The organism is Billgrantia lactosivorans (assembly GCF_003254665.1).
In the GTDB taxonomy this organism is placed as follows: Bacteria; Pseudomonadota; Gammaproteobacteria; order Pseudomonadales; family Halomonadaceae; genus Halomonas; species Halomonas lactosivorans.
The window spans coordinates 61,808-81,392 of the sequence record NZ_QHGY01000005.1 but is presented as its reverse complement, the minus strand read 5'-3'; the positions used below and the strand labels follow the sequence as shown (position 1 = coordinate 81,392).

The following is a 19,585-nucleotide window of genomic DNA, read 5'->3' as shown; positions in this document are numbered from 1 at the left end:
GCCGGGGCGGTTTTTTTCGTTGCAGGGACGGGCAGGTCGCTGGGTCAGGAGAGCGGTGCCAACGCCTCGATGAGCGAGTAGAGGAACTGGATGCCGTGGCTGAACAGCCCCTGCAGGAAGCGCGACATGTCGGTCATCAGCACCATCAGCAGCACCAGGCCGATGGTAAGGGTCATGGGGAAGCCGATGTTGAACACCGTGAGCTGGGGCGCGGAGCGGTTGAGGATACCCATGGCCAGGTTGATGATCAGCAGCGAACCGACCAGCGGAAGGGCCAGCGACATGCCCGCCACGAAGATGGTGCCGCCGTAGCGCACCAGCATCTCGAAGGCGGCGGGGTTGAAGGCGCCGATGCCGACCGGCAGGCCGTGGAAGCTCGTGACCAGCGCTTCCAACACCATCAGGTGGCCGCCCAGGGCGAGGAACATCAGCAGGGCGATCATGAAGAACACCCGCGACAGGATCATGCTGTTGGTACCGCTGCCGGCATCGAAGAAGGTGGCGAAGGCGAGGCCCATCTGCAGGCCGATGAACTCGCCCGCGGCCTGCACCACGGCGAAGACGACATGCATGACCAGGCCTATGGCGATGCCGATCAGCATCTGTTCCACCATCAGGCCCAACCCCGCCCACGACATGATCGGCACGTCGGGCATGGGGGGAAGCACCGGCGCGATGACCACCGCGACCAGGAAGGCCAGCCCGACCTTGGCCTGTCGCGGCACGCTGGAGTGGCCCCACAGCGGCGCAGCCGAGAAGAAGGCCAGGATCCGCACGAAGGGCCACAGCAGAAGTACCAGCCAGCCGTGCAGCTGGTCAAAGGTCACCTCGACCATGCGGGCCTCACATCAGCATGCTGGGAATGCTGGTGAAGAGATTGCGCGTGAAGTCGACGATCAGGCCGATCAGCCAGGGGCCGGCCAGCACCAGCACGGTGAAGACCCCCAGGATCTTGGGAATGAAGGAGAGCGTCATCTCGTTGATCTGGGTCGCGGCCTGGAACAGGCTCACGATCAGGCCGGTCAACAGCGCGGTGATCAGCAGCGGGCCGGCCAGGAACAGCGTCACCCGCATGCCCTGGTAGGCAATGCTCATGACCATTTCCGGTGTCATAGCGACTCCTCGCCGAGCAGGGCTCGGTCTTGTTTCGTAGGCCGGGATGAATGACCGGCCTAGATGAAGAAGCTTTCCGCCAGCGAGCCGACGATCAGCTGCCAGCCATCCACCAGCACGAACAGCATCAGCTTGAACGGCAGCGAGATCGTTGCCGGCGGCACCATCATCATGCCCAGCGACATCAGCGTACTGGCCACCACCAGGTCGATGATCAGGAAGGGAATGAAGATGGTGAAACCGATCTGGAACGCCGTCTTCAGTTCGCTGGTGACGAAGGAGGGCACCAGGATGCGCAGCGGCACGTCCTCGGGGCCCTGCATCGGGCCGACCTCGCCCAGCCTGGCGAAGAGCGCCAGGTCCGGTTCGCGGGTCTGGGCCAGCATGAATTCGCGAAACGGCTGCTGGGCCAGTTGCAGGAACTCTTGAAATGAGATCTCCTCGGCGCTCAGCGGTACCCAGGCGGTCTCGTAGACCATGCCGATCACCGGCGACATGATGAAGAAGGTCAGGAACAGGGCGAGCCCCAGCAGTACCTGGTTGGGCGGCGTGGCCTGGGTGCCGATGGCGGTGCGCAGCAGGCTCAGCACGATGATGATGCGGGTGAAGCTGGTCATCATCAGCAGCGCCGCCGGCAGGAAGGCCAGCGAGCTCAGCAGCAGCAGGGTTTGCAGCTGGATCGACCACTGCTGGCCGCCGTCCTCCAGCGGCTGGCTGACGATACCGGGGAGCTGCTGGGCAAGGGCGCCAAGCGGCAGCAGGGCGAGAACCAGGGCGACGAGCAGGGCGAGCAGGCGCGGCGAGCCGATCATGAATCTCCCCGCCCGCGGCCGCCCAGGCCGGCATTGTGCTTGAGTGCGCGGGCGAAGCGAGCGGCGAAGCGCTCGCCCTCGACGGGCGGCCGTGAGGCCTCCCCGTCCGGCCGAGCCGGAGCCTCCAGTTCGTGCAGCTTGCTGACCTGGCCGCCGCCGACGCCGAGCACCAGCCAGGTGCCTTCGACCTCGACGATCACCACCCGCTCGCGGCTGCCCAGGGCGGCGCTGCCGATGACCCGCAGGTGGCCGCCGGCGGCGCGCTTCTGCGGGTTCCAGCGACGCAGCAGCGCCGTGCAGACGAGGATGATGGCGATGACCAGCGCCAGGGCCGCGGCGGTCTTGCCGAGGGTGGCCATGCCCACCAGGGCATCGCCGCCGACGGCGAGGGAGTCGAGCCCCGAGGCGGACTCGGAGGAAGCGGTGCTGCTCATCGGTTGAGTTTCTGTACCCGCTCGGAAGGGGTGATGATCTCGGTGATGCGGATGCCGTACTTGTCGTCGACCACCACGACCTCGCCCTGGGCGATCAGGTAGCCGTTGATCAGGATGTCCATCGGCTCGCCGGCCAGGCCGTCGAGTTCGACGACGGAGCCCTGGGCCAGCTCGAGCAATTGCTTGATGGTCAGCTTGGTACGGCCCAGCTCCACGGTCAGCTTGACCGGGATGTCCATGATCATGTCGAGGTCGCGGGCGGTGCCGCCTTCCTTGCCCTTGTCGAGCGGGCGGAACACACGGTCGCCGGCGGACTGGGGCGCGGAGGCGGGCGCGCTGGCCATCGCCGGGGCGTCATCCGCCGCGGCCTCGGCCGCTTCCTGCTCGGCCAGGGCTTCCGCCCAGGGGTCGTCGTCGGCGCCGGCTGACGACTCGGCCGCCTGCTGCTCGGCCATGGCCTCGGCCCAGGGGTCGTCCTCGGCCGCGGGTTCGTTGTCCTGCTGCTCGGACATGGCGGACGCCCAGTCGTCGTCGGAAACGTTCTGATCGGGTTTCTTGGGATCAGTCATGCTTGTAATCCTTGGCTTGAGGCGCTGCGCCCTTGATGAAGGCGTCCTTCGACACCGGGTTCTGTGCACCATGATCGATGATGCGGATGACACGCAGCGCGCGTTGCTCGTGCTGGCTACCGTAGTCGCACTCCATCACCGGCACGCCGTCGACGCTGGCGGTGACCGTCTCGGGTAGCTCGAGAGGGAGGACGTCGCCCACCTTGAGCGCCATGACATGGGCGATGCGGGTGGGGATATCGGCAAAGTTGGCGATCAGCTCCACTTCGGAGCGACGCAGCTCTCCCGCCATGCGCTTGGACCACGAGCCGTCCTGATCGTGGTGGCCGTCGCTGAGCGGGTTGGCCAGCAGGTCGCGCAGGGGCTCGACCATCAGGTAGGGAATGCAGATCTGGAAGCTGCTGGAGAGGTTGCCGACCTCGATGTTGAAGTTCGTGTTCACCACGATCTCGTTGGGCGAGTTGGTGATGTTGGCGAACTTCGACTGCATCTCCGAGCGCAGGTAGCTGATCTGCAGCGGATAAACCGACTTCCACGACTCCTCGTAGGCGTCGATGGCCAGCTGCAGCAGGCGCTGGATGATGCGCTGCTCGGTGTTGGTGAACTCGCGCCCCTCCGACTTGGTCAGGAAGCGCCCGTCGCCGCCGAACAGGTTGTCGACCACCATGAACACCAGGTTGGGCGGGAACACGATCAGTGCCGAGCCGCGCAGCGGCTTCATGCCGATGATGTTGATGTTGGTCGGCACCGGCACGTTGCGCGAGAACTCGCTGTAGCTCAGGTAGCGTACCGAGTCGACGGTGATATCGGCGCTGCGGCGCAGCAGGTTGAACAGCCCCATGCGGAAATGCCGCGCAAAGCGCTCGTTGATGATATCCAGCGCCTGCAGGCGCTCGCGAATCACGCGGTGCTGGGTCGCCGGGTCATAGGGACGGACGCGGGAGTCGACGTCGCTGCGCGCATCGGGCTCGTCGTCGCCGCTGACGCCCTTGAGCAGGGCGTCGATCTCATCCTGTGACAGCAGATCGTCTTGGGACATGGTGGCCAGGGCACCCGTTATTGCACGATGAACTCGGTGAACAGCACGTCCTTGATCTCCAGGGACGGCTGGGGCTCGGTCAGCGGCTCCGTGAGCACGGTGATGACTTCCTCGCTCAGGTGGCGCTTGCCATTCGGCGTGGTCAGCTCGCTCGCCTGCTTGCCGGAGAACAGCATCAGCAGGCGGCTGCGCACCTGCGGCATGTGCTCGTCCAGGATCTCGCGTGTCTCGTCGTTGCCGACCTTCAGCGAAATGCCGGTGTAGAGCAGGCGCGAGCCGTAATCGTCGTCGGCCAGGTTGACCGTGAAGGGGTCGATCTTGACGAAGATCGGGGCCTGGCGTTCCACCTGCTGGGCCTGGAGGTTGTCATCCTCTGCGTCGCTGCGGTCGCTCATCACCATGTAGATGGCCACTCCGGCCGCTGCCGTGGAGAGCAGCACCAGCAGGATCATCAGCCACAGCAGCTTGGGGGAGCCACCCTTCGATTTCGCCATTGCCTTGCATTACCTATGTTGGTCTAGCCGTTGAAAGAGTATGCCGAAGGCGCGCGGCCGCTGATGACAGGAACAAGCCGCGCGAAAGGGGCTATCTTGGCTTTTTGTCTCAAGCGCAGATCGCCTCAAGCGTAGAGGTTCACGCGGCCATCCAGCGAAAGCGTGGCGGCGGCCTGGGCTGCGCCCGGCCCGTCGATCCCCGCCAGGGCCAGGTCGTCCTCGCCCTGGGCCGGCGCGCCCTGTCCGCCGCGGCCGTCATCCCCGGCGAATGCCTGGCCATCCTGCCGGCGCTGCTCGCCTACCGAGGTCTCGCCGAGGCTGATGCCCTGCTCGGCCAGCGCCTCGCGAAGCTGCGGAATGGCCTGCTCCAGCACCTGGCGCACCTGGGCGTGAGCGGACAGGAACTGCGCCTGGGCGCCCTGTTCGGTCATCTTCAGGGTCACCGAGAGCGGCCCCAGCTCGGCCGGGTTCAGGCGCAACTCGACCTGCTGTTCGCCGCCCTTGCGGGCGAACTGCACCAGTTGCTGCCCCAGCTGGTTGGGCCAGGCCGGGCTCTGGACCGGAGCGGCAAGGCTGGCGTGAGCGGCAGGCAGGGGCTGCGGTGCCGCAGCGGTCGGGGCTGTCGGGGTGGTGGAGGGCTGGGCCAGCGGCGCGGATTCCGGCACGAAGCCGCCTCGCGATGCCTCGGCGACCATCGCCCGCGGCTCGCCGGCAGCGGCCTGCAGCGCCGACGCCTTGGTGAGGGTATTCGAGAACTCGACGGCACGTGTCGGCGCCTCGGCGTCGCCATCGGCCTGCTGGGCCGTCGCCGCGGCCAGCTGCGCCCTCAGCGAATCGCCGGAAACCGCCGGCGTGGATACCGCCGGGCCGGGCACGGCCGGCATGGCGGTCTGCGCGCCGCTGTCAGACGGCACGCTCACCAGCGGCGTGGTGCTAGCCGGGCGCAGGGGCTCGGCGGCGAGCGCCGCCAGGGGGGCGGCCTGGGGCGATTCGGCGAGTTCCGCGGGAAGCTCGTCAACGGCGAGAGCCACCTGCTGCTCGGGCAACGGTTGGGCGTCGATCGCGACCGGCGCCTGGGGGGTGCCCTCGATCAGTGCCAGCCGCGCCATGATCTCGCTCAGCTCGGCGTCGGGCAGGGTCGGCTCGGCCTCGCCGTCGAGTGGCTTGCCGGCGTTGGCATTCAGTGCCTGAAGCAGTGCCTGCTGTGCCGCCATGGTCTGCGGCAGGCCCTGGCCCGGCAGGGCATCGAGGGAGATGGGCAGCGCGGCGCCATCGCCCCGGGCGTCCTGGCCCGCCTGGCTCAGGGCCAGGGCGAAGTGGCCCTCGCCGGCCCCGGCCTGCGGCTTGCCGGAGAGCGGCGTCGGCAGGGTGGAGAGGATCATCTGGATGTTCATGCTTGTCTCCTTTGCCGGATCAAAGGGCGTCACCGGCACGCTGGCGCAGTAGTCGCCCGGCGGCCATCTCGTCGCTGGTACGCTGTTCGCGGCGCTCCTCCTGACGCTGCCGCTCGACATCGCGACGCGAGACCAGGGTATCGAAGGCCGAGAGCCGCTTCTGTTCGTGCTGCCACTGCTGCTGTCTCTGCTGGACGCGCTGCTGCTGGGCATCGAGTGCCTGCCGGGCGCGCTGCAGGGCGGTATCCAGCGAAGCCAGGAACTGCTGGTAGTTGTGCATGCTGGCCGGATCGATGCCTTCCCGCATGGCCTGCTGCAGGCGCTCGGCATACTCGAGCCGGTAGCGGTTGAGCGACTCCAGCTGGGATGCCACCTGGCGCTCGCTCTGGCGCTCGCCGGCCAGCAGCTGGCCGGCCTGATCGCGCGCATCGCGCGCCATCTCACTCAACATCGCGAGTTGTGACGGTGCACTCATTGCCTGACTCCTAGGGTCTCAGCAAGAACCTGTCGGGACGCCTCGATCGAGGCGTTCTCGTGCATTCCCTGCTGGAGGAAGTGCTCCAGCTGCGGGTAGCGCTGGACGGCCTCGTCCAGCTGGGGATCGTGACCCGGGCTGTAGGCGCCCACGCTGATCAGGTCGCGGTTACGCTGGTAGCGCGAGAAGAGCCGCTTGAACGCCTGGGTCATCGCCAGCTGCTGGCCATCGATGATGTGGGTCATCACGCGGCTGATCGACGCCTCGATGTCGATGGCCGGGTAGTGGCCGGCTTCGGCCAGGGTCCGGGAGAGGACGATATGGCCGTCGAGGATGGCCCGCGCCGAATCGGCGATCGGATCCTGCTGGTCATCGCCCTCGGTCAACACGGTGTAGAAGGCGGTGATCGAGCCGCGGCCACGCTCGGCGTTGCCGGCCCGCTCCACCAGGCTGGGCAGCTTGGCGAAGACCGAGGGCGGATAGCCCTTGGTGGCCGGCGGTTCGCCGATGGCGAGGGCGATCTCGCGCTGGGCCATGGCGTAGCGGGTCAGCGAATCCATGATCAGCAGGACGTTCTTGCCCTGGTCGCGAAAACCCTCCGCCAGGCGCGTGGCATAGGCGGCACCCTGCAGGCGCTGCAGCGGCGAGGTGTCGGCCGGCGCCGCGACCACCACCGCGCGGCGGCGTCCCTCCGCGCCGAGGATGTTGTCGATGAAGTCCTGCACCTCGCGGCCACGCTCGCCGATCAGCCCCACCACAATGACGTCGGCCCCGGTATAGCGGGCCATCATGCCGAGCAGCACCGACTTGCCCACGCCGGAGCCGGCGAACAGGCCCATGCGCTGGCCGCGCCCGACGCTGAGCAGGGCGTTGATGGCCCGGATGCCGACGTCGATCTGCTCGTCGATCGGTGCCCGCTTGAGCGGATTGAGCGGCGGCGTGCTGAGCGGTGCGCGCGGGGCGTCGTCGAGCGGGCCGAGGCCGTCGAGCGGCTCGCCGTTGCCGTCGACGACACGCCCCAGCAGCGACTCGCCGAGAGGGAAGCGGCGCGCGGCATGATCCGGGCCATCACCGAGCGGAAAGACCCTGGCGCCGGGCATCAGCCCGGTGATCTCGGTGAGTGGCATCAGGAACAGGCGCTCGCCGGCGAAGCCGACCACTTCGGCTTCGGCAAACTGCGGCGCCTCGTTGCCGCCGGGCGAGAGCAGTTCGATGCGGCAGGCATTGCCGAGCGCCACGCGCAGGCCGACGGCCTCGATCACCATGCCGGTGGCGCGCAGGACCCGCCCGCTGGTACGGTAGCCGGGTACCGTCTCCACGCGCTCACGGACGTGCCGCAGCGCTTGCTGCCAGCGTGTCCGGTGCGCATTGGAGGGGGATACCGCCGCTTCGCTCATGGTTGCGTCTCGCTGCTATTCTTGATTGCCGCCATCGGCGGGTGTCGTCGTGTGCCGCCGGCGTACCTGTGCCTTCACCGCCTGCCAGCGGCTCTCCCAGGTGGCGTCCAGCTCGCCGTTGGCGCTCGTCACCCGGCATCCGCCGCGAGTCAGCTGGGCATCGGGCTGCAGTTTCCAGCCGGCGGCCGCCAGTTCGCTCCCCAGGTGCTCCTCCACCAGCTTGTGGTCCTGGGGGTGCAGCCACAGGCGCTGCTGGCCGACCAGCGGCGGCTCGGTGTGCAGCAGCGCCTTGACCAGCTCCAGCACCTGGCGCGGGCGTGCCTTGAGCGCTTCGCCGGCCAGCTGGTGGCCCGTCGCGAGGGCCAGCTCCACCAGGTCCGTGGCGATCTCTTCGTCGAGCTTCGCCAGGGCGTCGGCGAACTGCTCGGCCAGCGGCTTCAGCGGCGTGACGAGCTCCCGCGTGCGCTGCTCGAGCTCGCGCTCGGCCTCCTCGCGCCCCTCCTTCAAGCCCTGGGCATGGCCTTCGCTGCGCCCCGTCTCGAAGCCGGCCCGGTAGCCTTCCTCGCGCGCTTCCTGCATGACCTTCTCGCGCAGGGCCTTCAGCTCGGCCTGACGCTGGAAGGCTTCGCGGCGCCTGGCCTGCTCGGCGGGGTCGAGCTCCTGGGCGGGGCGCTCGAGCAAGCTCTCGTCGTGCAGCTGGCCCATCTGCCAGCGCTGCCAGGGCGCATGGCGCTGTGACGAGGAGGGCGCCCGCTCAGACATAGGTGTCGTCTCCGCCGCTCAGCACGATCTCGCCGGAATCCGCCAGCCGGCGCACCACCTGGAGGATCGCCTTCTGCTCGGCTTCCACCTGGGAGATCCGGATCGGCCCGCGGGCTTCCATGTCCTCGCGCAGGAGGTCGGCGGCGCGCCGCGACATGTTGCGCAGGAACTTCTCCATGAGCCCCTCGGGGGCGCCCTTGAGCGCCACCACCAGCGAGTTGGTGTCGATCTCCTTGAGCACCAGCTGGATGCTGCGGTCGTCCAGGTCCATGAGGTTCTCGAACAGGAACATCTCGTCGATGATCTTCTGCGCCAGGTCCTCGCTGTGGGCGCGCACCGTCTCGATGGCGGTCTCCTCCAGGGAGGAGTTCATCAGGTTGAGGATCTCGGCGGCGGTTCTCACGCCGCCCATCTTGCTGCGCTTGAGGTTCTGGCCGTCGAGCATGCCCGAGAGCACTTCGGTGAGCTCCTGCAGTGCCGCCGGCTGCACGCCGCTGAAGGTGGCGATACGCAGCACCACGTCGTTGCGCAGCTTGTCGTCGAAGAGTTCCAGCACGTCGGCCGCCTGGTGGCGCTCCAGGTGGACCAGGATGGTGGCGATGATCTGCGGGTGCTCGTCGCGGATCAGTTCGGCCACCATCGAGGCTTCCATCAGGTTGAGCGAGTCGATGCCGCTGCTGCTGCCCTGGCTCTCGAGAATGTCCTCGATCAGGCTGGTGGCGCGCTCGCTGCCCAGCGCCTTGGTCAGCACCGAGCGGATGTGATCGCTGGAGTTGAGGTTCAGGGCGATGAATTCCTCGGTCTCACGGTGGAACTCCAGCATCACCTGCTGCATGTCCTCGTGGGAGACCTGGTCCATCTCGGCCATCTCCATGCTGAGCTGCTGGATCTCCTTGGGACCGAGGTACTTGAACACCTCGGCGGCGCTGTCCTCGTCGAGGGCCAGCATCAGGATGGCGCTGCGGCGTACGCCGCTCATGGTCTTGGCGCTACTCATGCTTGTTCATCCAGCTGCGAACGATCATGGCGATCATGCGGGGGTCTTCCTGGGCGAGCTCACGCAGCTCGGCCAGATGGTCTTCGTAGGCCGACGAGCGGCGCTTGCGCTTCGGCTTCTGGTACGGGCGCAAGTCGTCATCGCCTTCGCCCGCCGCCTCCAGCTCGCCTTCGCTGGCTTCGGCATCGTCACCCACGCGAACCTGCAGGCCGGTGCCCGGGGCGGTGGCCAGCACGGGCCGCTCGGTATGACGCTTGATCAGCGGGCGCAGGATCAGCAGGTAGCCGAGCAGGATGCCCAGTGCCACCAGCAGGTAGCGGCCGATGGTCAGCGCCAGTGCATGGATCTCGGGCGACTGCCACCACTCGAGCTCCTCGCCCTCCTCGACGACGCGGCTGAACGGGCTGTTGACCACTTCGATCTCGTCGCCGCGGGCCTGGGAGAAGCCGATGGCCTGGCGCACCAGGCGCTCGATCTGGGCGATCTCGGCCTCGCTGAGCGCCACGCTGTGCCATTCGCCGTTCTCGTCGCGCTCCTCGCGATAGTCCACCACCACCGCGGCCGTCAGGCGAGTCACCTGGCCCTGGCGGTGCTGGATGTGCTGGATGTTGCGGTCGACTTCGTAGTTGATGACGTCGTCCTGGCTCAGGTTGTTCAGCGCCTGCAGGCTCTGCTCGGCCTCTTCGGTAAGCTCGCCCTCTTCGTCGGTGGGCAGCTCGATGGGCGAGGGCGCCACTCCCGGCGGCGTGTTGCTCAGCGCGCCGGGAATGCCCAGCGCCACGCCGTCGCCGCCGTTGTAGTTGAGGCTGGACTGGCGGCTGCGCACGGCGGCTTCGTTGGGCGGCTGGTTGGGGCCGAAGCGTTCGCTGGTCTCCTCGCGGCGCGAGAAGTCGATCTGGGCGGCCACCTGGGCGCTGATGCGGTCACGGCCGAGAATCGGCGACAGGATGTTCTCGATGCGCTGCTGGAACGAGCGCTCGACCTCGGCGACGTAGTCGAGCTGTGTCGCGTCGAGGCCGCGCCCCTGGCTGTTCGGCATCGACAGCATGCGACCGTTCTGGTCGACCACGGTGACGTTCTCGGCGGCCAGGTCCGCCACGCTGCTCGATACCATGTGGATGATGGCGTTGACCTGGCCGTCGCCGATGACCCGGCCCGGCTCGAGGGTCACGATGACCGAGGCCTTGGCGGGCTCGCGGTCGCGCACGAACACCGAGTCGCGGGTCATCGCCAGGTGCACCCGGGCGCGCTCCACCGGCCCCAGGGATTCGATGGAGCGCGACAGTTCGCCCTCGAGACCGCGCTGGAAGTTGACCTGTTCGGCGAACTGGCTGACGCCGAAGGCCTGGCCGTCCATCAGTTCGAAGCCGACGTTGCCGCCGCGCGGCAGGCCCTGCTCGGCCAGCTGCAGGCGCAGGCCATGCACGGCATCGCCCGGCACCAGCAGGGCGGTGCCGCCCTCGTTGAAGCGATAGGGCACGCCGCGGCTCTCCAGCTCACCGATGATGCGCCCGCCGTCGGCCTCGGTAAGGTTGCTGTAGAGCACGCGGTACTCCGGCTCGCGCGCCCACATCAGCAGGGCCACGACGATGGCGACCATGGCGGCGCCACCGATCAGCACGGCGATCAGCGGGTTCCCGCGAAGCTGCTGCTGCAACCGTTCCAGCAGTGCAGCGGAAGCGCCGCTGCCGGGGGAGTCCTGACGCTGTTGCGTCGTGGCGCCGTTGCTCATGCGTTCCCCCGAAGGAGAGCGCCGCCGGCTGCTAGGTAGGTGTTGCTGGGAGGTGGCATCGACTGCATCCGTTCACCGCGTTCTGGCTGCCCCGAGGGGCGCAACTGTGATGAACGCTATTATGCGAGCCGCCATCCAGTCCAAAGGCGGGAAAAGCCCGTTTTTTACCTGCCATTTGGCGGTTTGGTTACGCTACGTAAGCTGTTAGCCTTGCTCTACATTCGCCAGGGGCCCGTTTCGACGGCGCCTGGCAGGCAAGTTACATGTCACGGATCAGAGGGGCGCGGCTCATGAGTTCACCGGCCATCCAGTCGGCGCTGGCACAGATGCAGACCCTGGCGACCCAGGCCGCCGGCCAGGCAGGCAAGGGGCAGCAGGTCTCCACCCAGGTTGGCCAGGGCGGTTTCGCCGGCGAGCTGCAGGCGTCGATACAGCGCATCAACCGGCTGCAGCAGGCGTCCGCCGCCAAGACCATGGCGTTCCAGGCCGGCGACCCCAGTGTCGAGCTCAACGACGTCATGGTCGACATGCAGAAGGCCAGCGTGGCGTTCCAGATGGGGCTGCAGGTGCGCAACCGCCTGGTGACGGCCTACAAGGACGTCATGAACATGCAGGTCTGAGGCTGGAAAGTGACTGCGCTAGCCGACTTTCCAGTTCGTTGTGGGCCAGTTCGATATGGGCCAGTTCGCTGTGGGCTGTCGGCTTCAGGCCTGTAGATTGATCAGCCGACCCTGAAATTCCTCCAGCCGTTCGGCGATGGCCAGCACTTCCTCTGCGGGGATTTGTCGCAGCACGTCGCCGGTCTCACGGTCCACGATGCGGGTGATGACCCGCGATGTGTCGTTGAGCTCGAACTCCACGCCGTACTGGCGAAGCACCTCGTTGATGCGCTGGATCGGCTCCACCAGGTCGGCCGGGCTGGGTGACTCCCCATGGCTTGCGGCCTGGGCCAGCATGGAGCCGGCCGAAGGCAGTGAAGCGAGCACCGTTTCCTTGCGCTGACGCGGCGTCAGCTCGTGCAGTGCCGAGGTGCTCAAGGCGTTGGTGGCATCGGTCAATGGCGAAGACATGTCGTGTTTTCCTTGTTGTACTCTTGCTGAAGCTGGCGCTCAGCCTCCTCCCCAAGGCCGTCAGCCAGACAGCCTCTCCCGTACTCTCTATCGGCCGCTGCGGCGACAACTTTAGCGCCCGGCGCGGCTTTTTTTGCTTGTCGATAAAGCGCAGCGTTGGTCTTTTTTCACCAGCGTTGATGCAAACTCAGGCCAAGTGGATAAAATGCAGTAACGATTGGAAACATTCCGCATGTTTCCATTGCAGGAAGCAGGGATTCCGAGCAGGGCAGGGACGCGAGCAGAGTGCTGTTGGCTTCGATACGTCGATGAGCCCAACGGCATTATCCAGCCAGCGAGGCGCCATGAGCCAAGAGCTACCAGTCGAACGCATCATGCAGTCCGGGCTTCTGACCTGCGAACCCGATACCCCGCTGTGGATGGCCGCCGAGCGCATGGCGGCCCGCCAGTGCAGCTCGATCATCGTGGTCAAGGCGGGGCGCGCGCTGGGCATCTGGACGGAGCACGATGCGCTGGCGGTCAACTTCGCCGACCCCGACGCCGTCCGTCAGCCGATCTCCCGGGTCATGAGCCAGCCGGTGGCGAGCCTGCACCGCGCCACGCCGGTCAGCGAAGCCGCGCTGCGCTTCAACGCCGAGCGACGCCGGCATTTCCTCGTGGTGGACGACGACGGGGAGCCGCTCGGTATCCTCTCGCAGACCGACGTGGCCCTGAACCAGGGGCTCGAACCCTACCTGCGCTTGCGTGAGGTCAAGGCGGCGATGCGCCAGCGAGCGCTGGTGCTGGAGGGCGAGCAGCGCCTGGCCCAGGCGGCGCGCTCGATGCGCCTCTCCGAGTGCGACGCCGTGGTGGTCAAGTGCGAGGATGGCGAACTGGGCATCCTGACCGAGCGCGACCTGGTGCGGTTCGTGGCGCGCCACCCGGGCAACACGCCCATCGATTCGCTGGCCAGTCGTCCGCTGCTGACGGTGCACCAGGAGGATACCCTGATCGCCGCACGTGACCTGCTGATGGATCACCGCGTGCGCCACCTGGCAGTGCTGGACGAGGCCGAGGAGGTGGTGGGGCTGCTGGGCTTCCGCGACATGCTGGCCGGCGCCGAGCACCTCTACATGCAGGACCTGCGCAATGCTCTCGAGCAGCGCGACCGCGCGCTCGCCCAGTCACGGGAGAACCGCCAGCTCGCCGAGCGGGTGATCGACTCCTCACTGGAAGGGATCATCATCACCGACGCCAGCAACCGCATCGAATTCGTCAATCGCGCCTTCAGCCACATGACCGGCTACAGCGCCGAAGAGGTGATCGGCAAGACTCCCGCGATTCTCTCGTCGGGTCGTCATGAAGCCGCCTTCTATCGCCAGATGTGGGACACCCTGCAGCGCAGCGGTTACTGGCGCGGCGAGATCTGGAACCGGCGCAAGAGCGGCGAGCTCTACCTGGAGCTGCTGACGATCACGGCGATCACCGACGACAGCGGCACGGCGACCCACTACGCCGCACTGTTCAGCGACATCACCCACCTGCGCGACAACGAAGAGCGCATTCGCAAGCTGGCCTACTACGATGCCCTCACCGGGCTGCCCAACCGGCGCCTGCTGGAGGACCGCCTGGAGCTGGCGATACGCCACGCCCACCGCAACCAGAGCCGGCTGGCGGTGCTCTTCGTCGACCTCGACCACTTCAAGGAGGTCAACGATACGCTGGGCCACGCCTTTGGTGACGAATTGCTGGTGATGATGGCCGAGCGGCTGCAGCTGCGCCTGCGCGAGGACGACACCCTCGCCCGCCTGGGCGGCGACGAGTTCCTCGTACTGCTTCCCGACCTGGAGGAGGTAGAGGAGGTGACCCGGGTGGCCCGGCGCCTGGTGGCGGCCGTTCGCGAGCCCTGCGTGATCGAGGGCCAGGAATTTCGCCTCGGCTGCAGCCTCGGCATCAGCCTCTACCCCGACGATGCCGCGACGGCGGAGGCGCTGATACACAGTGCCGATGTCGCCATGTATCGCGCCAAGCAGGAGGGGCGCAACGGCTACCGCCTCTACCGCAATGAGATGAACCTGCAGGACGACCGCCAGCGCGCGCTGGAAACCGCACTGCGTGAAGCCTTCGCCAGCGGCGAGGGCCTGCAGCTGCACTACCAGCCCGTGTTCGAGCGTGACGGCGGCAAGCTGCACAGCGCCGAGGCGCTGCTGCGCTGGCACCACCCGCTGCTGGGCAACGTGCCGCCGGACAGCGTCGTGACCCTGGCCGAGCGCGCGGGGCTGCTGCCCGAGCTCGACGACTACATTCTCGAGCAGATCTGCACGCAGCTGGCCGCCTGGAGTGCCTCGGGCGCCGCGCCGGTGCCGGTCAGCATCAACCTCTCGGCACGCCAGTTCTGGCAGCACGATCTGCCGGTGCGCGTCGCCACCAAGCTCAATGCACACAAGCTGCCGCCGGGCCTGGTGGGGTTCGAGATCGCCGAGCGTACCCTGCTGGAAAAGCCCCACCAGGCGGCCGTCGTGCTGAAGCGGCTGCGCCGCCTCGGCGGCGACGTCGCGATCAACGATTTCGGCACCGGCTATGCCTCGTTCGGGTACCTGCAGGAACTGCCGATCAGCATGATCAAGATCGACCGGCGCTTCGTACAGCGCCTGGACAGCGGGCAGCGCGGCAGCGCGGCCATCGTCGCCGCGGTGGCGGGGCTGGCCCGAGAGCTGGACCTGCGCCTGGCCGCCGTCGGCATCGAGACCGAGGCGCAGCGCGACACCCTGGGGCGGCACGGCATCGAGCTGATCCAGGGCTACCTTACCGGCCAGCCGGTGCCGGCCGAACTCTTCACCAGCCGCTACCTGGTGCCGAGCGAGGTCACGCCGCAGGACGCCTGATCCCTCCCGCCTGGCCATGAGCAGGCGCCTTCGAGGGGCGCTTTTCTCGGCTTCACCTGCCGCCACGACCCGTTAGGCTAGGCCACGTTCTGCCGCCTTCACACCAGTTCCGGAAACCGCCGCCGTTTCGATGAGCTCCCTGCATGCCAGCAGTGGCGACCATCGTGGCCCTTCGCGCCACGAATCGCTGATGCCGACCCATCACGATCCCGACCAGGACAGCACCTGGATGATCGGCTACCTGGACATCATGACCCTGCTGGTGGCGCTGATGGTGCTGATCTTCACGCTGTCGAACTTCGGTGACGCCGACGACGAGGCGGCGCTCGCCACCCACGTACCCTTTGCCATACCGCTGCCCAGCGAAATGGCCCAGGCACTGCCTGCGCCGGCTCTGCCGCGTCCGGCCCCCGGGCGGCTGAGCCAGGTCGCCATTTCGGCGGCCCTGGGCGTGGCCGGCCGGCCGCGGCGCAGCGAGCCGGCGCCGGTTGAGCGGCTGGCTTTCACGCCACCGCCCGCGCCGTTGGCCCTGCTGGCGCAGCGCGAACCGCCACCGCCCGTGTTGCCGGCGCTGCCGCAGCCGATGCTGGCCGCCAACGGCACGCTGCCCCATGCACGGGGCGACTTCGCGCTGATACTGACCGACCGCCCCCCGAATGGCGCCCGCGAACTCGACCCGCAAGCGATCGCCGCGACGGAGGCGCTGCAGGAAACGCTGAATGCGCGCCTGGACGATGCCCCCTACCTGGCTGATTTGGAGGGCGTCGAGGTCTCGCGGGTGGCCGAAGGCATCAAGCTGCGCGTGGAGGATCGCCTGCTGTTTCCCACTGCGACGGCCGAATTGACCGACGGCGGCGAGGCGCTCGTCCAGCGACTGATGGAGGTGATCCAGCGCCACGACGGCGAGGTCGCCGTGGAGGGGCACACCGACAGCCGCTCGATTCAGACCGACGAATTTCCCTCCAACTGGGTGCTTTCCAGCGCCCGGGCGATCGCCATCGTCCACGCCCTGGAGCGGGCCGGGGTCGATTCGCAGCGCCTGCGGGCGGTGGGCCTGGCCGACACCCGCCCCCTGGCGAGCAACGACAGCGCCGAGGGGCGTGCGCAGAATCGCCGCGTGGAGGTGATCATCCATGCGCGTTGAGAACGGTCAGCCGATCTCGCCAGCGCCTGCCCTTGGCTGTCAGGCGATAACGCTTTCTCCATTTTCTTTCGCTGACAGGCTAAAGTTTTGTCCAGGGCCGCCGACAACAGGTAGACAAGGAAGGTGCCGGGCGTTGCGATCGCTGCCCGGTGCCCGAATTCATCGGCTAAAGGCAGTTCCTCATGGCCAGCATCTCTTCCCTCGGCATCGGCTCCGGGCTCGATCTCAACGGTCTGCTTGACCAGCTCAACGACGCCGAACGCAGCAAGCTCGAGCCCATCGAGCAGCAGATCGAGACCCAGCAGGTCAAGATCTCCGCCTACGGCGAGCTCAAGGGGGCGCTCTCCGGTTTCCAATCGGCCGCCAGCGCGCTCAACGACGCCTCGCTCTACCAGAGCCTTTCCACCTCGTCCTCCAACGAGGCCATACAGGCCGCTGCCAGTGCCGACGCCAGCCCCGGGCACTACGAGGTCGATGTCGAAACCCTGGCTTCCGCCGGCAGCTATGCCACGGCGCGGCTCGAGGGCATCGAGTCACTCGGCGATGAGGTGATCAGTGCCGGCGGTGACCTGGAGCTGCAGTTCGAGCATGCCGGCGCCGATGGCACGGCCAGCGTGCCGGTCAGCATCGCCGACGACAGCACCCTCGAGGACGTTCGCGATGCCATCAACGCCGAGCAGGCCGGGGTGACCGCCTCGATCGTCAACGACGGCGGCGGCTACCGCCTGGCGTTGATGTCCGACGAGACCGGCAAGGAAGCCTCGATCACTGGCATGGACTGGTCCGATGTGACCCTGGCCGACGGCGTGAGCTTCAGCGATACGGCAACCGAGGTCGACGATACCGTGGGCCAGGACGCCGAGCTGACCGTCAACGGCATCGCGATCTCCAGCCCCGGCAACCAGATCGAGGACGCCATCCAGGGCGTGACGCTGAGCCTGGCCGGCGAGGGCAGCAGCACGGTGACGGTGGAGCAGGACACCCGCGCGGTGCGCGAGGCCATCACCGGCTTCGTTGAAGGCTTCAATTCGCTCAAGGGCGCCATCGGCGAGCTGACCGCCTTCGATGGCGAGAGCGGCGAGGCGGGCGATCTGCTCGGCGACAGCGCCGTGCGCAGCATCGAAGGGCGGCTGCGCGGTGTGCTGGCCGGCGGCGTGTCGGCCGAAGAAGGCGGCTTCGCCATGCTCAGCGACATCGGCATCTCGCTCGAGCTCGACGGCACGCTGGCGATCGACGAGCAGCGCCTCGACGAGGTGATCGCCACCGACCAGGACGCCCTGGGCGATTTCTTCGCCGGCAGCGATGCCCTGGGCGGCCTGGCGGGGCAGATCGATGAAACCGTGACCCAGCTCCGCGGCGACAACGGTGCCCTGGGCGGCGCGATCAATGGCGCCGAGAGCCGCATCGAGAGCCTCAACGAGCGTTACCTCCGCATGGAGCAGACCATCGAAGGCACCCTCGACCGCTACCGCACCCAGTTCGGCCAGCTCGACGGCATGATATCCAACATGAACCAGACCAGCGCCTACCTCACCGAGCAGTTCGCCAACCTGAACGCCCAGCTCGGGCAAGAGTGATCGTCGGCCTAGGTGACCGCCGCCCCTCGGGGGGCGGTTTTGCTATTGAAGGGCTGCCGGGACGATGCGGGTTGTCGTTTCTGCTCCAGGCCTCCACGCGGCCAGGCCCTACACGCCGCCCACCCTGGGCTTGCTGTTCAAGTCATATCCCGGCTCGAAGTCGACCCGACAGCGCTGCACTTGTGTTGATTGGCGCACCTGGCTCGGGCCAAGCGCCCCTGTAGCGCCGGCGTGGGCAAGCCTGTCAACGCCAAACGAAATTTTTTTCCTCTTACCCTAAAGTCCTGCCGCCAGGTGCCGTTAATCAGGGTAACGGCCAACGGCGCCGTTGAGGTAGGCCCGAGATGCTGGGCCAGGAAACTCAAGGTTCAGTGGGCCCGCCAATGGAGCCCTCAACGAAAAGAAGGAATGACCCATGTCAGTCATCAATACCAACATCACCTCGATGATCGGCCAGTCCAACCTGCAGAAGAGCCAGAGTTCTCTGTCCACTGCGATGGAGAGACTTTCCTCCGGCCTGCGCATCAACAGCGCCAAGGATGATGCCGCCGGTCAGGCCATCGCCAACCGCATGTCCTCTCAGATCACGGGTCTGTCTCAGGCGCAGCGTAACGCCAACGACGGCATTTCCATCGCCCAGACTGCCGAAGGCGCGCTCAACCAGGTCAACGACAACCTGCAGCGTGTCCGTGAGCTAACCGTCCAGGCCCAGAACGGTACCAACAGTCAGAATGATCTGAACTCCATCCAGGGAGAAATCGACCAGCGCTTGTCCGAAATCAATCGTATCTCTGAGCAGACCGACTTCAACGGCGTCAAGGTACTGGCTAGCGACCAAGAGCTCTCTATTCAGGTCGGTGCTAACGATGGTGAAGCAATCAAAATTAGCCTGGAAGAAATTACAGCTGGCACCTTGAGCCTGGATAGTTTCAACGTGTCGGGCCCGAACGTCACTAATGGCGATCTGGGCAACCTCAATGCAGCTGCCGCTGCTGATTTTCAGGCGGCCTATGGAGACACTACCGACGTTACCGGTTCGTCGGTGAATGACTTCGCCGCTACTCTCGGGACTAACCTGGGTATAGCCACAGGTAGTATCACTGTGACCACCGCGGATGCCTTTGTGGATGACGATGGTAACTGGTTTGCCAAAGTTTCCATTACTGCGGCTAGTGATGCTGAAGTGGCGACCTTGGCGGCTCAGGGCATTAATGTCACAAATGGTGTTGCATCCGACTTCGCGATTGCGCTGGATCCCCAAGATGCCGATACTGGTACCCAGTCAGCGGACTTCTCCCTTGGCACTGATGACCTCAACGCTAACGCGCTGCTGTCCGGCGGTACGCCGAATCCGTTGGCGGAGCTGGACGATGCACTCAAGCAGGTGGACAATCTGCGCTCCGATCTGGGTGCGATCCAGAACCGCTTCGAGTCGGCCATCACCAACCTGCAGACCAACGAGACCAACCTCTCCGCGGCTCGCTCGCGCATCGAGGATGCCGACTATGCCTCTGAGGTTGCCAACATGACCCGAGCGCAAATTCTGCAGCAGGCCGGCACCTCGGTGCTTGCCCAGGCTAACCAGATGCCGCAGAACGTGCTGTCGCTGCTGGGCTAACGCAAGCTCAAGCCAGCAACGCTGGAATGGTAAGTAACGATGGGAGCCCAAAGGGCTCCCGTTTTTTTGCGCCGTTTTTGGTGGGCTATTCGAT

General features: G+C 66.7%; 19 protein-coding genes. 5 read left to right on the top strand and 14 right to left on the bottom strand.

Annotated elements, in window-relative coordinates; translation table 11 throughout:
• Positions 1–44 precede the first annotated feature (44 nt).
• The 13 genes from fliR to fliF all read right to left on the bottom strand — a co-directional run bounded on the left by fliR (position 45) and on the right by fliF (position 11,218).
• Complete coding sequence (gene fliR, locus DIS04_RS12480) at positions 45–836, bottom strand: flagellar biosynthetic protein FliR (RefSeq protein WP_111414112.1); 792 nt, start codon at positions 834–836, stop codon at positions 45–47.
• Between the two features lie 7 nt (positions 837–843).
• Complete coding sequence (fliQ, locus tag DIS04_RS12475) at positions 844–1,113, bottom strand: flagellar biosynthesis protein FliQ (RefSeq protein ID WP_111414111.1); 270 nt, start codon at positions 1,111–1,113, stop codon at positions 844–846.
• Positions 1,114–1,172: 59 nt separating this feature from the next.
• Positions 1,173–1,925, bottom strand: coding sequence for a flagellar type III secretion system pore protein FliP (gene fliP, locus DIS04_RS12470; protein WP_245904559.1), 753 nt, complete (start codon positions 1,923–1,925; stop codon positions 1,173–1,175).
• Positions 1,922–2,359 (bottom strand): flagellar biosynthetic protein FliO, encoded by a 438-nt coding sequence (gene fliO, locus DIS04_RS12465; protein WP_111414110.1) that lies wholly within the window; start codon positions 2,357–2,359, stop codon positions 1,922–1,924. Before fliO ends, fliP begins: the two co-directional genes overlap by 4 nt.
• Entirely contained in the window at positions 2,356–2,928 is a 573-nt protein-coding gene (gene fliN, locus DIS04_RS12460; RefSeq protein WP_111414109.1) for a flagellar motor switch protein FliN, read from the bottom strand. Before fliN ends, fliO begins: the two co-directional genes overlap by 4 nt.
• Positions 2,921–3,967 carry a flagellar motor switch protein FliM gene (gene fliM, locus DIS04_RS12455; RefSeq protein ID WP_111414108.1) on the bottom strand — a complete coding sequence of 349 codons (1,047 nt, stop codon included), beginning with the start codon at positions 3,965–3,967 and terminating at the stop codon, positions 2,921–2,923. Before fliM ends, fliN begins: the two co-directional genes overlap by 8 nt.
• A 17-nt stretch (positions 3,968–3,984) precedes the next feature.
• Positions 3,985–4,461 (bottom strand): flagellar basal body-associated protein FliL, encoded by a 477-nt coding sequence (fliL, locus tag DIS04_RS12450; protein WP_111414107.1) that lies wholly within the window; start codon positions 4,459–4,461, stop codon positions 3,985–3,987.
• 125 nt (positions 4,462–4,586) lie between these two features.
• Positions 4,587–5,855: a flagellar hook-length control protein FliK gene (locus DIS04_RS12445; protein WP_111414106.1), complete on the bottom strand. Its 1,269-nt coding sequence runs from the start codon at positions 5,853–5,855 to the stop codon at positions 4,587–4,589.
• A gap of 19 nt (positions 5,856–5,874) precedes the next feature.
• Entirely contained in the window at positions 5,875–6,330 is a 456-nt protein-coding gene (gene fliJ, locus DIS04_RS12440) for a flagellar export protein FliJ (protein WP_111414105.1), read from the bottom strand.
• The gene (gene fliI / locus DIS04_RS12435; RefSeq protein ID WP_111414104.1) at positions 6,327–7,727 is read right to left on the bottom strand and encodes a flagellar protein export ATPase FliI; all 1,401 of its coding nucleotides are present in this window, start codon (positions 7,725–7,727) and stop codon (positions 6,327–6,329) included. Before fliI ends, fliJ begins: the two co-directional genes overlap by 4 nt.
• A gap of 15 nt (positions 7,728–7,742) precedes the next feature.
• A complete protein-coding gene (locus DIS04_RS12430; protein WP_111414103.1) occupies positions 7,743–8,489 on the bottom strand; it encodes a flagellar assembly protein FliH in 747 nt (248 codons plus the stop codon).
• Positions 8,482–9,486 carry a flagellar motor switch protein FliG gene (gene fliG / locus DIS04_RS12425; protein ID WP_111414102.1) on the bottom strand — a complete coding sequence of 335 codons (1,005 nt, stop codon included), beginning with the start codon at positions 9,484–9,486 and terminating at the stop codon, positions 8,482–8,484. The genes DIS04_RS12430 and fliG overlap by 8 nt, the downstream gene beginning before the upstream one ends.
• Positions 9,479–11,218 carry a flagellar basal-body MS-ring/collar protein FliF gene (fliF, locus tag DIS04_RS12420; protein ID WP_111414101.1) on the bottom strand — a complete coding sequence of 580 codons (1,740 nt, stop codon included), beginning with the start codon at positions 11,216–11,218 and terminating at the stop codon, positions 9,479–9,481. Before fliF ends, fliG begins: the two co-directional genes overlap by 8 nt.
• A gap of 290 nt (positions 11,219–11,508) precedes the next feature.
• Between fliF and fliE the strand changes: the two genes are divergently transcribed.
• A complete protein-coding gene (fliE, locus tag DIS04_RS12415; protein ID WP_111414100.1) occupies positions 11,509–11,838 on the top strand; it encodes a flagellar hook-basal body complex protein FliE in 330 nt (109 codons plus the stop codon).
• Positions 11,839–11,922: 84 nt separating this feature from the next.
• Here fliE and DIS04_RS12410 read toward each other — a convergent pair whose 3' ends face one another.
• The gene (locus tag DIS04_RS12410; RefSeq protein ID WP_111414099.1) at positions 11,923–12,288 is read right to left on the bottom strand and encodes a flagellar protein FlaG; all 366 of its coding nucleotides are present in this window, start codon (positions 12,286–12,288) and stop codon (positions 11,923–11,925) included.
• A 344-nt stretch (positions 12,289–12,632) separates the two neighbouring features.
• On the opposite strand from DIS04_RS12410, the gene DIS04_RS12405 reads away from it, so the two are divergent.
• From DIS04_RS12405 to DIS04_RS12390, 4 genes are all read left to right on the top strand, one after another.
• On the top strand, positions 12,633–15,152 hold the full coding sequence (locus DIS04_RS12405; protein ID WP_111414098.1) for an EAL domain-containing protein: 2,520 nt from the start codon (positions 12,633–12,635) through the stop codon (positions 15,150–15,152).
• Between the two features lie 130 nt (positions 15,153–15,282).
• A complete protein-coding gene (locus tag DIS04_RS12400) occupies positions 15,283–16,296 on the top strand; it encodes an OmpA family protein (RefSeq protein WP_111414097.1) in 1,014 nt (337 codons plus the stop codon).
• A 182-nt stretch (positions 16,297–16,478) separates the two neighbouring features.
• Complete coding sequence (gene fliD, locus DIS04_RS12395) at positions 16,479–17,873, top strand: flagellar filament capping protein FliD (RefSeq protein ID WP_111414096.1); 1,395 nt, start codon at positions 16,479–16,481, stop codon at positions 17,871–17,873.
• A 415-nt stretch (positions 17,874–18,288) separates the two neighbouring features.
• Positions 18,289–19,491 carry a FliC/FljB family flagellin gene (locus DIS04_RS12390; RefSeq protein ID WP_111414095.1) on the top strand — a complete coding sequence of 401 codons (1,203 nt, stop codon included), beginning with the start codon at positions 18,289–18,291 and terminating at the stop codon, positions 19,489–19,491.
• The last annotated feature ends 94 nt before the right edge of the window (positions 19,492–19,585 follow it).

Excerpts from the sequence above, each read along its gene's own strand:
- fliR (WP_111414112.1), bottom strand. The coding sequence starts at position 836 with ATGGTCGAGGTGACCTTTGACCAGCTGCACGGCTGGCTGGTACTTCTG.
- fliQ (WP_111414111.1), bottom strand. The coding sequence starts at position 1,113 with ATGACACCGGAAATGGTCATGAGCATTGCCTACCAGGGCATGCGGGTG.
- fliP (WP_245904559.1), bottom strand. The coding sequence starts at position 1,925 with ATGATCGGCTCGCCGCGCCTGCTCGCCCTGCTCGTCGCCCTGGTTCTC.
- fliO (WP_111414110.1), bottom strand. The coding sequence starts at position 2,359 with ATGAGCAGCACCGCTTCCTCCGAGTCCGCCTCGGGGCTCGACTCCCTC.
- fliN (WP_111414109.1), bottom strand. The coding sequence starts at position 2,928 with ATGACTGATCCCAAGAAACCCGATCAGAACGTTTCCGACGACGACTGG.
- fliM (WP_111414108.1), bottom strand. The coding sequence starts at position 3,967 with ATGTCCCAAGACGATCTGCTGTCACAGGATGAGATCGACGCCCTGCTC.
- fliL (WP_111414107.1), bottom strand. The coding sequence starts at position 4,461 with ATGGCGAAATCGAAGGGTGGCTCCCCCAAGCTGCTGTGGCTGATGATC.
- DIS04_RS12445 (WP_111414106.1), bottom strand. The coding sequence starts at position 5,855 with ATGAACATCCAGATGATCCTCTCCACCCTGCCGACGCCGCTCTCCGGC.
- fliJ (WP_111414105.1), bottom strand. The coding sequence starts at position 6,330 with ATGAGTGCACCGTCACAACTCGCGATGTTGAGTGAGATGGCGCGCGAT.
- fliI (WP_111414104.1), bottom strand. The coding sequence starts at position 7,727 with ATGAGCGAAGCGGCGGTATCCCCCTCCAATGCGCACCGGACACGCTGG.
- DIS04_RS12430 (WP_111414103.1), bottom strand. The coding sequence starts at position 8,489 with ATGTCTGAGCGGGCGCCCTCCTCGTCACAGCGCCATGCGCCCTGGCAG.
- fliG (WP_111414102.1), bottom strand. The coding sequence starts at position 9,486 with ATGAGTAGCGCCAAGACCATGAGCGGCGTACGCCGCAGCGCCATCCTG.
- fliF (WP_111414101.1), bottom strand. The coding sequence starts at position 11,218 with ATGAGCAACGGCGCCACGACGCAACAGCGTCAGGACTCCCCCGGCAGC.
- fliE (WP_111414100.1), top strand. The coding sequence starts at position 11,509 with ATGAGTTCACCGGCCATCCAGTCGGCGCTGGCACAGATGCAGACCCTG.
- DIS04_RS12410 (WP_111414099.1), bottom strand. The coding sequence starts at position 12,288 with ATGTCTTCGCCATTGACCGATGCCACCAACGCCTTGAGCACCTCGGCA.
- DIS04_RS12405 (WP_111414098.1), top strand. The coding sequence starts at position 12,633 with ATGAGCCAAGAGCTACCAGTCGAACGCATCATGCAGTCCGGGCTTCTG.
- DIS04_RS12400 (WP_111414097.1), top strand. The coding sequence starts at position 15,283 with ATGAGCTCCCTGCATGCCAGCAGTGGCGACCATCGTGGCCCTTCGCGC.
- fliD (WP_111414096.1), top strand. The coding sequence starts at position 16,479 with ATGGCCAGCATCTCTTCCCTCGGCATCGGCTCCGGGCTCGATCTCAAC.
- DIS04_RS12390 (WP_111414095.1), top strand. The coding sequence starts at position 18,289 with ATGTCAGTCATCAATACCAACATCACCTCGATGATCGGCCAGTCCAAC.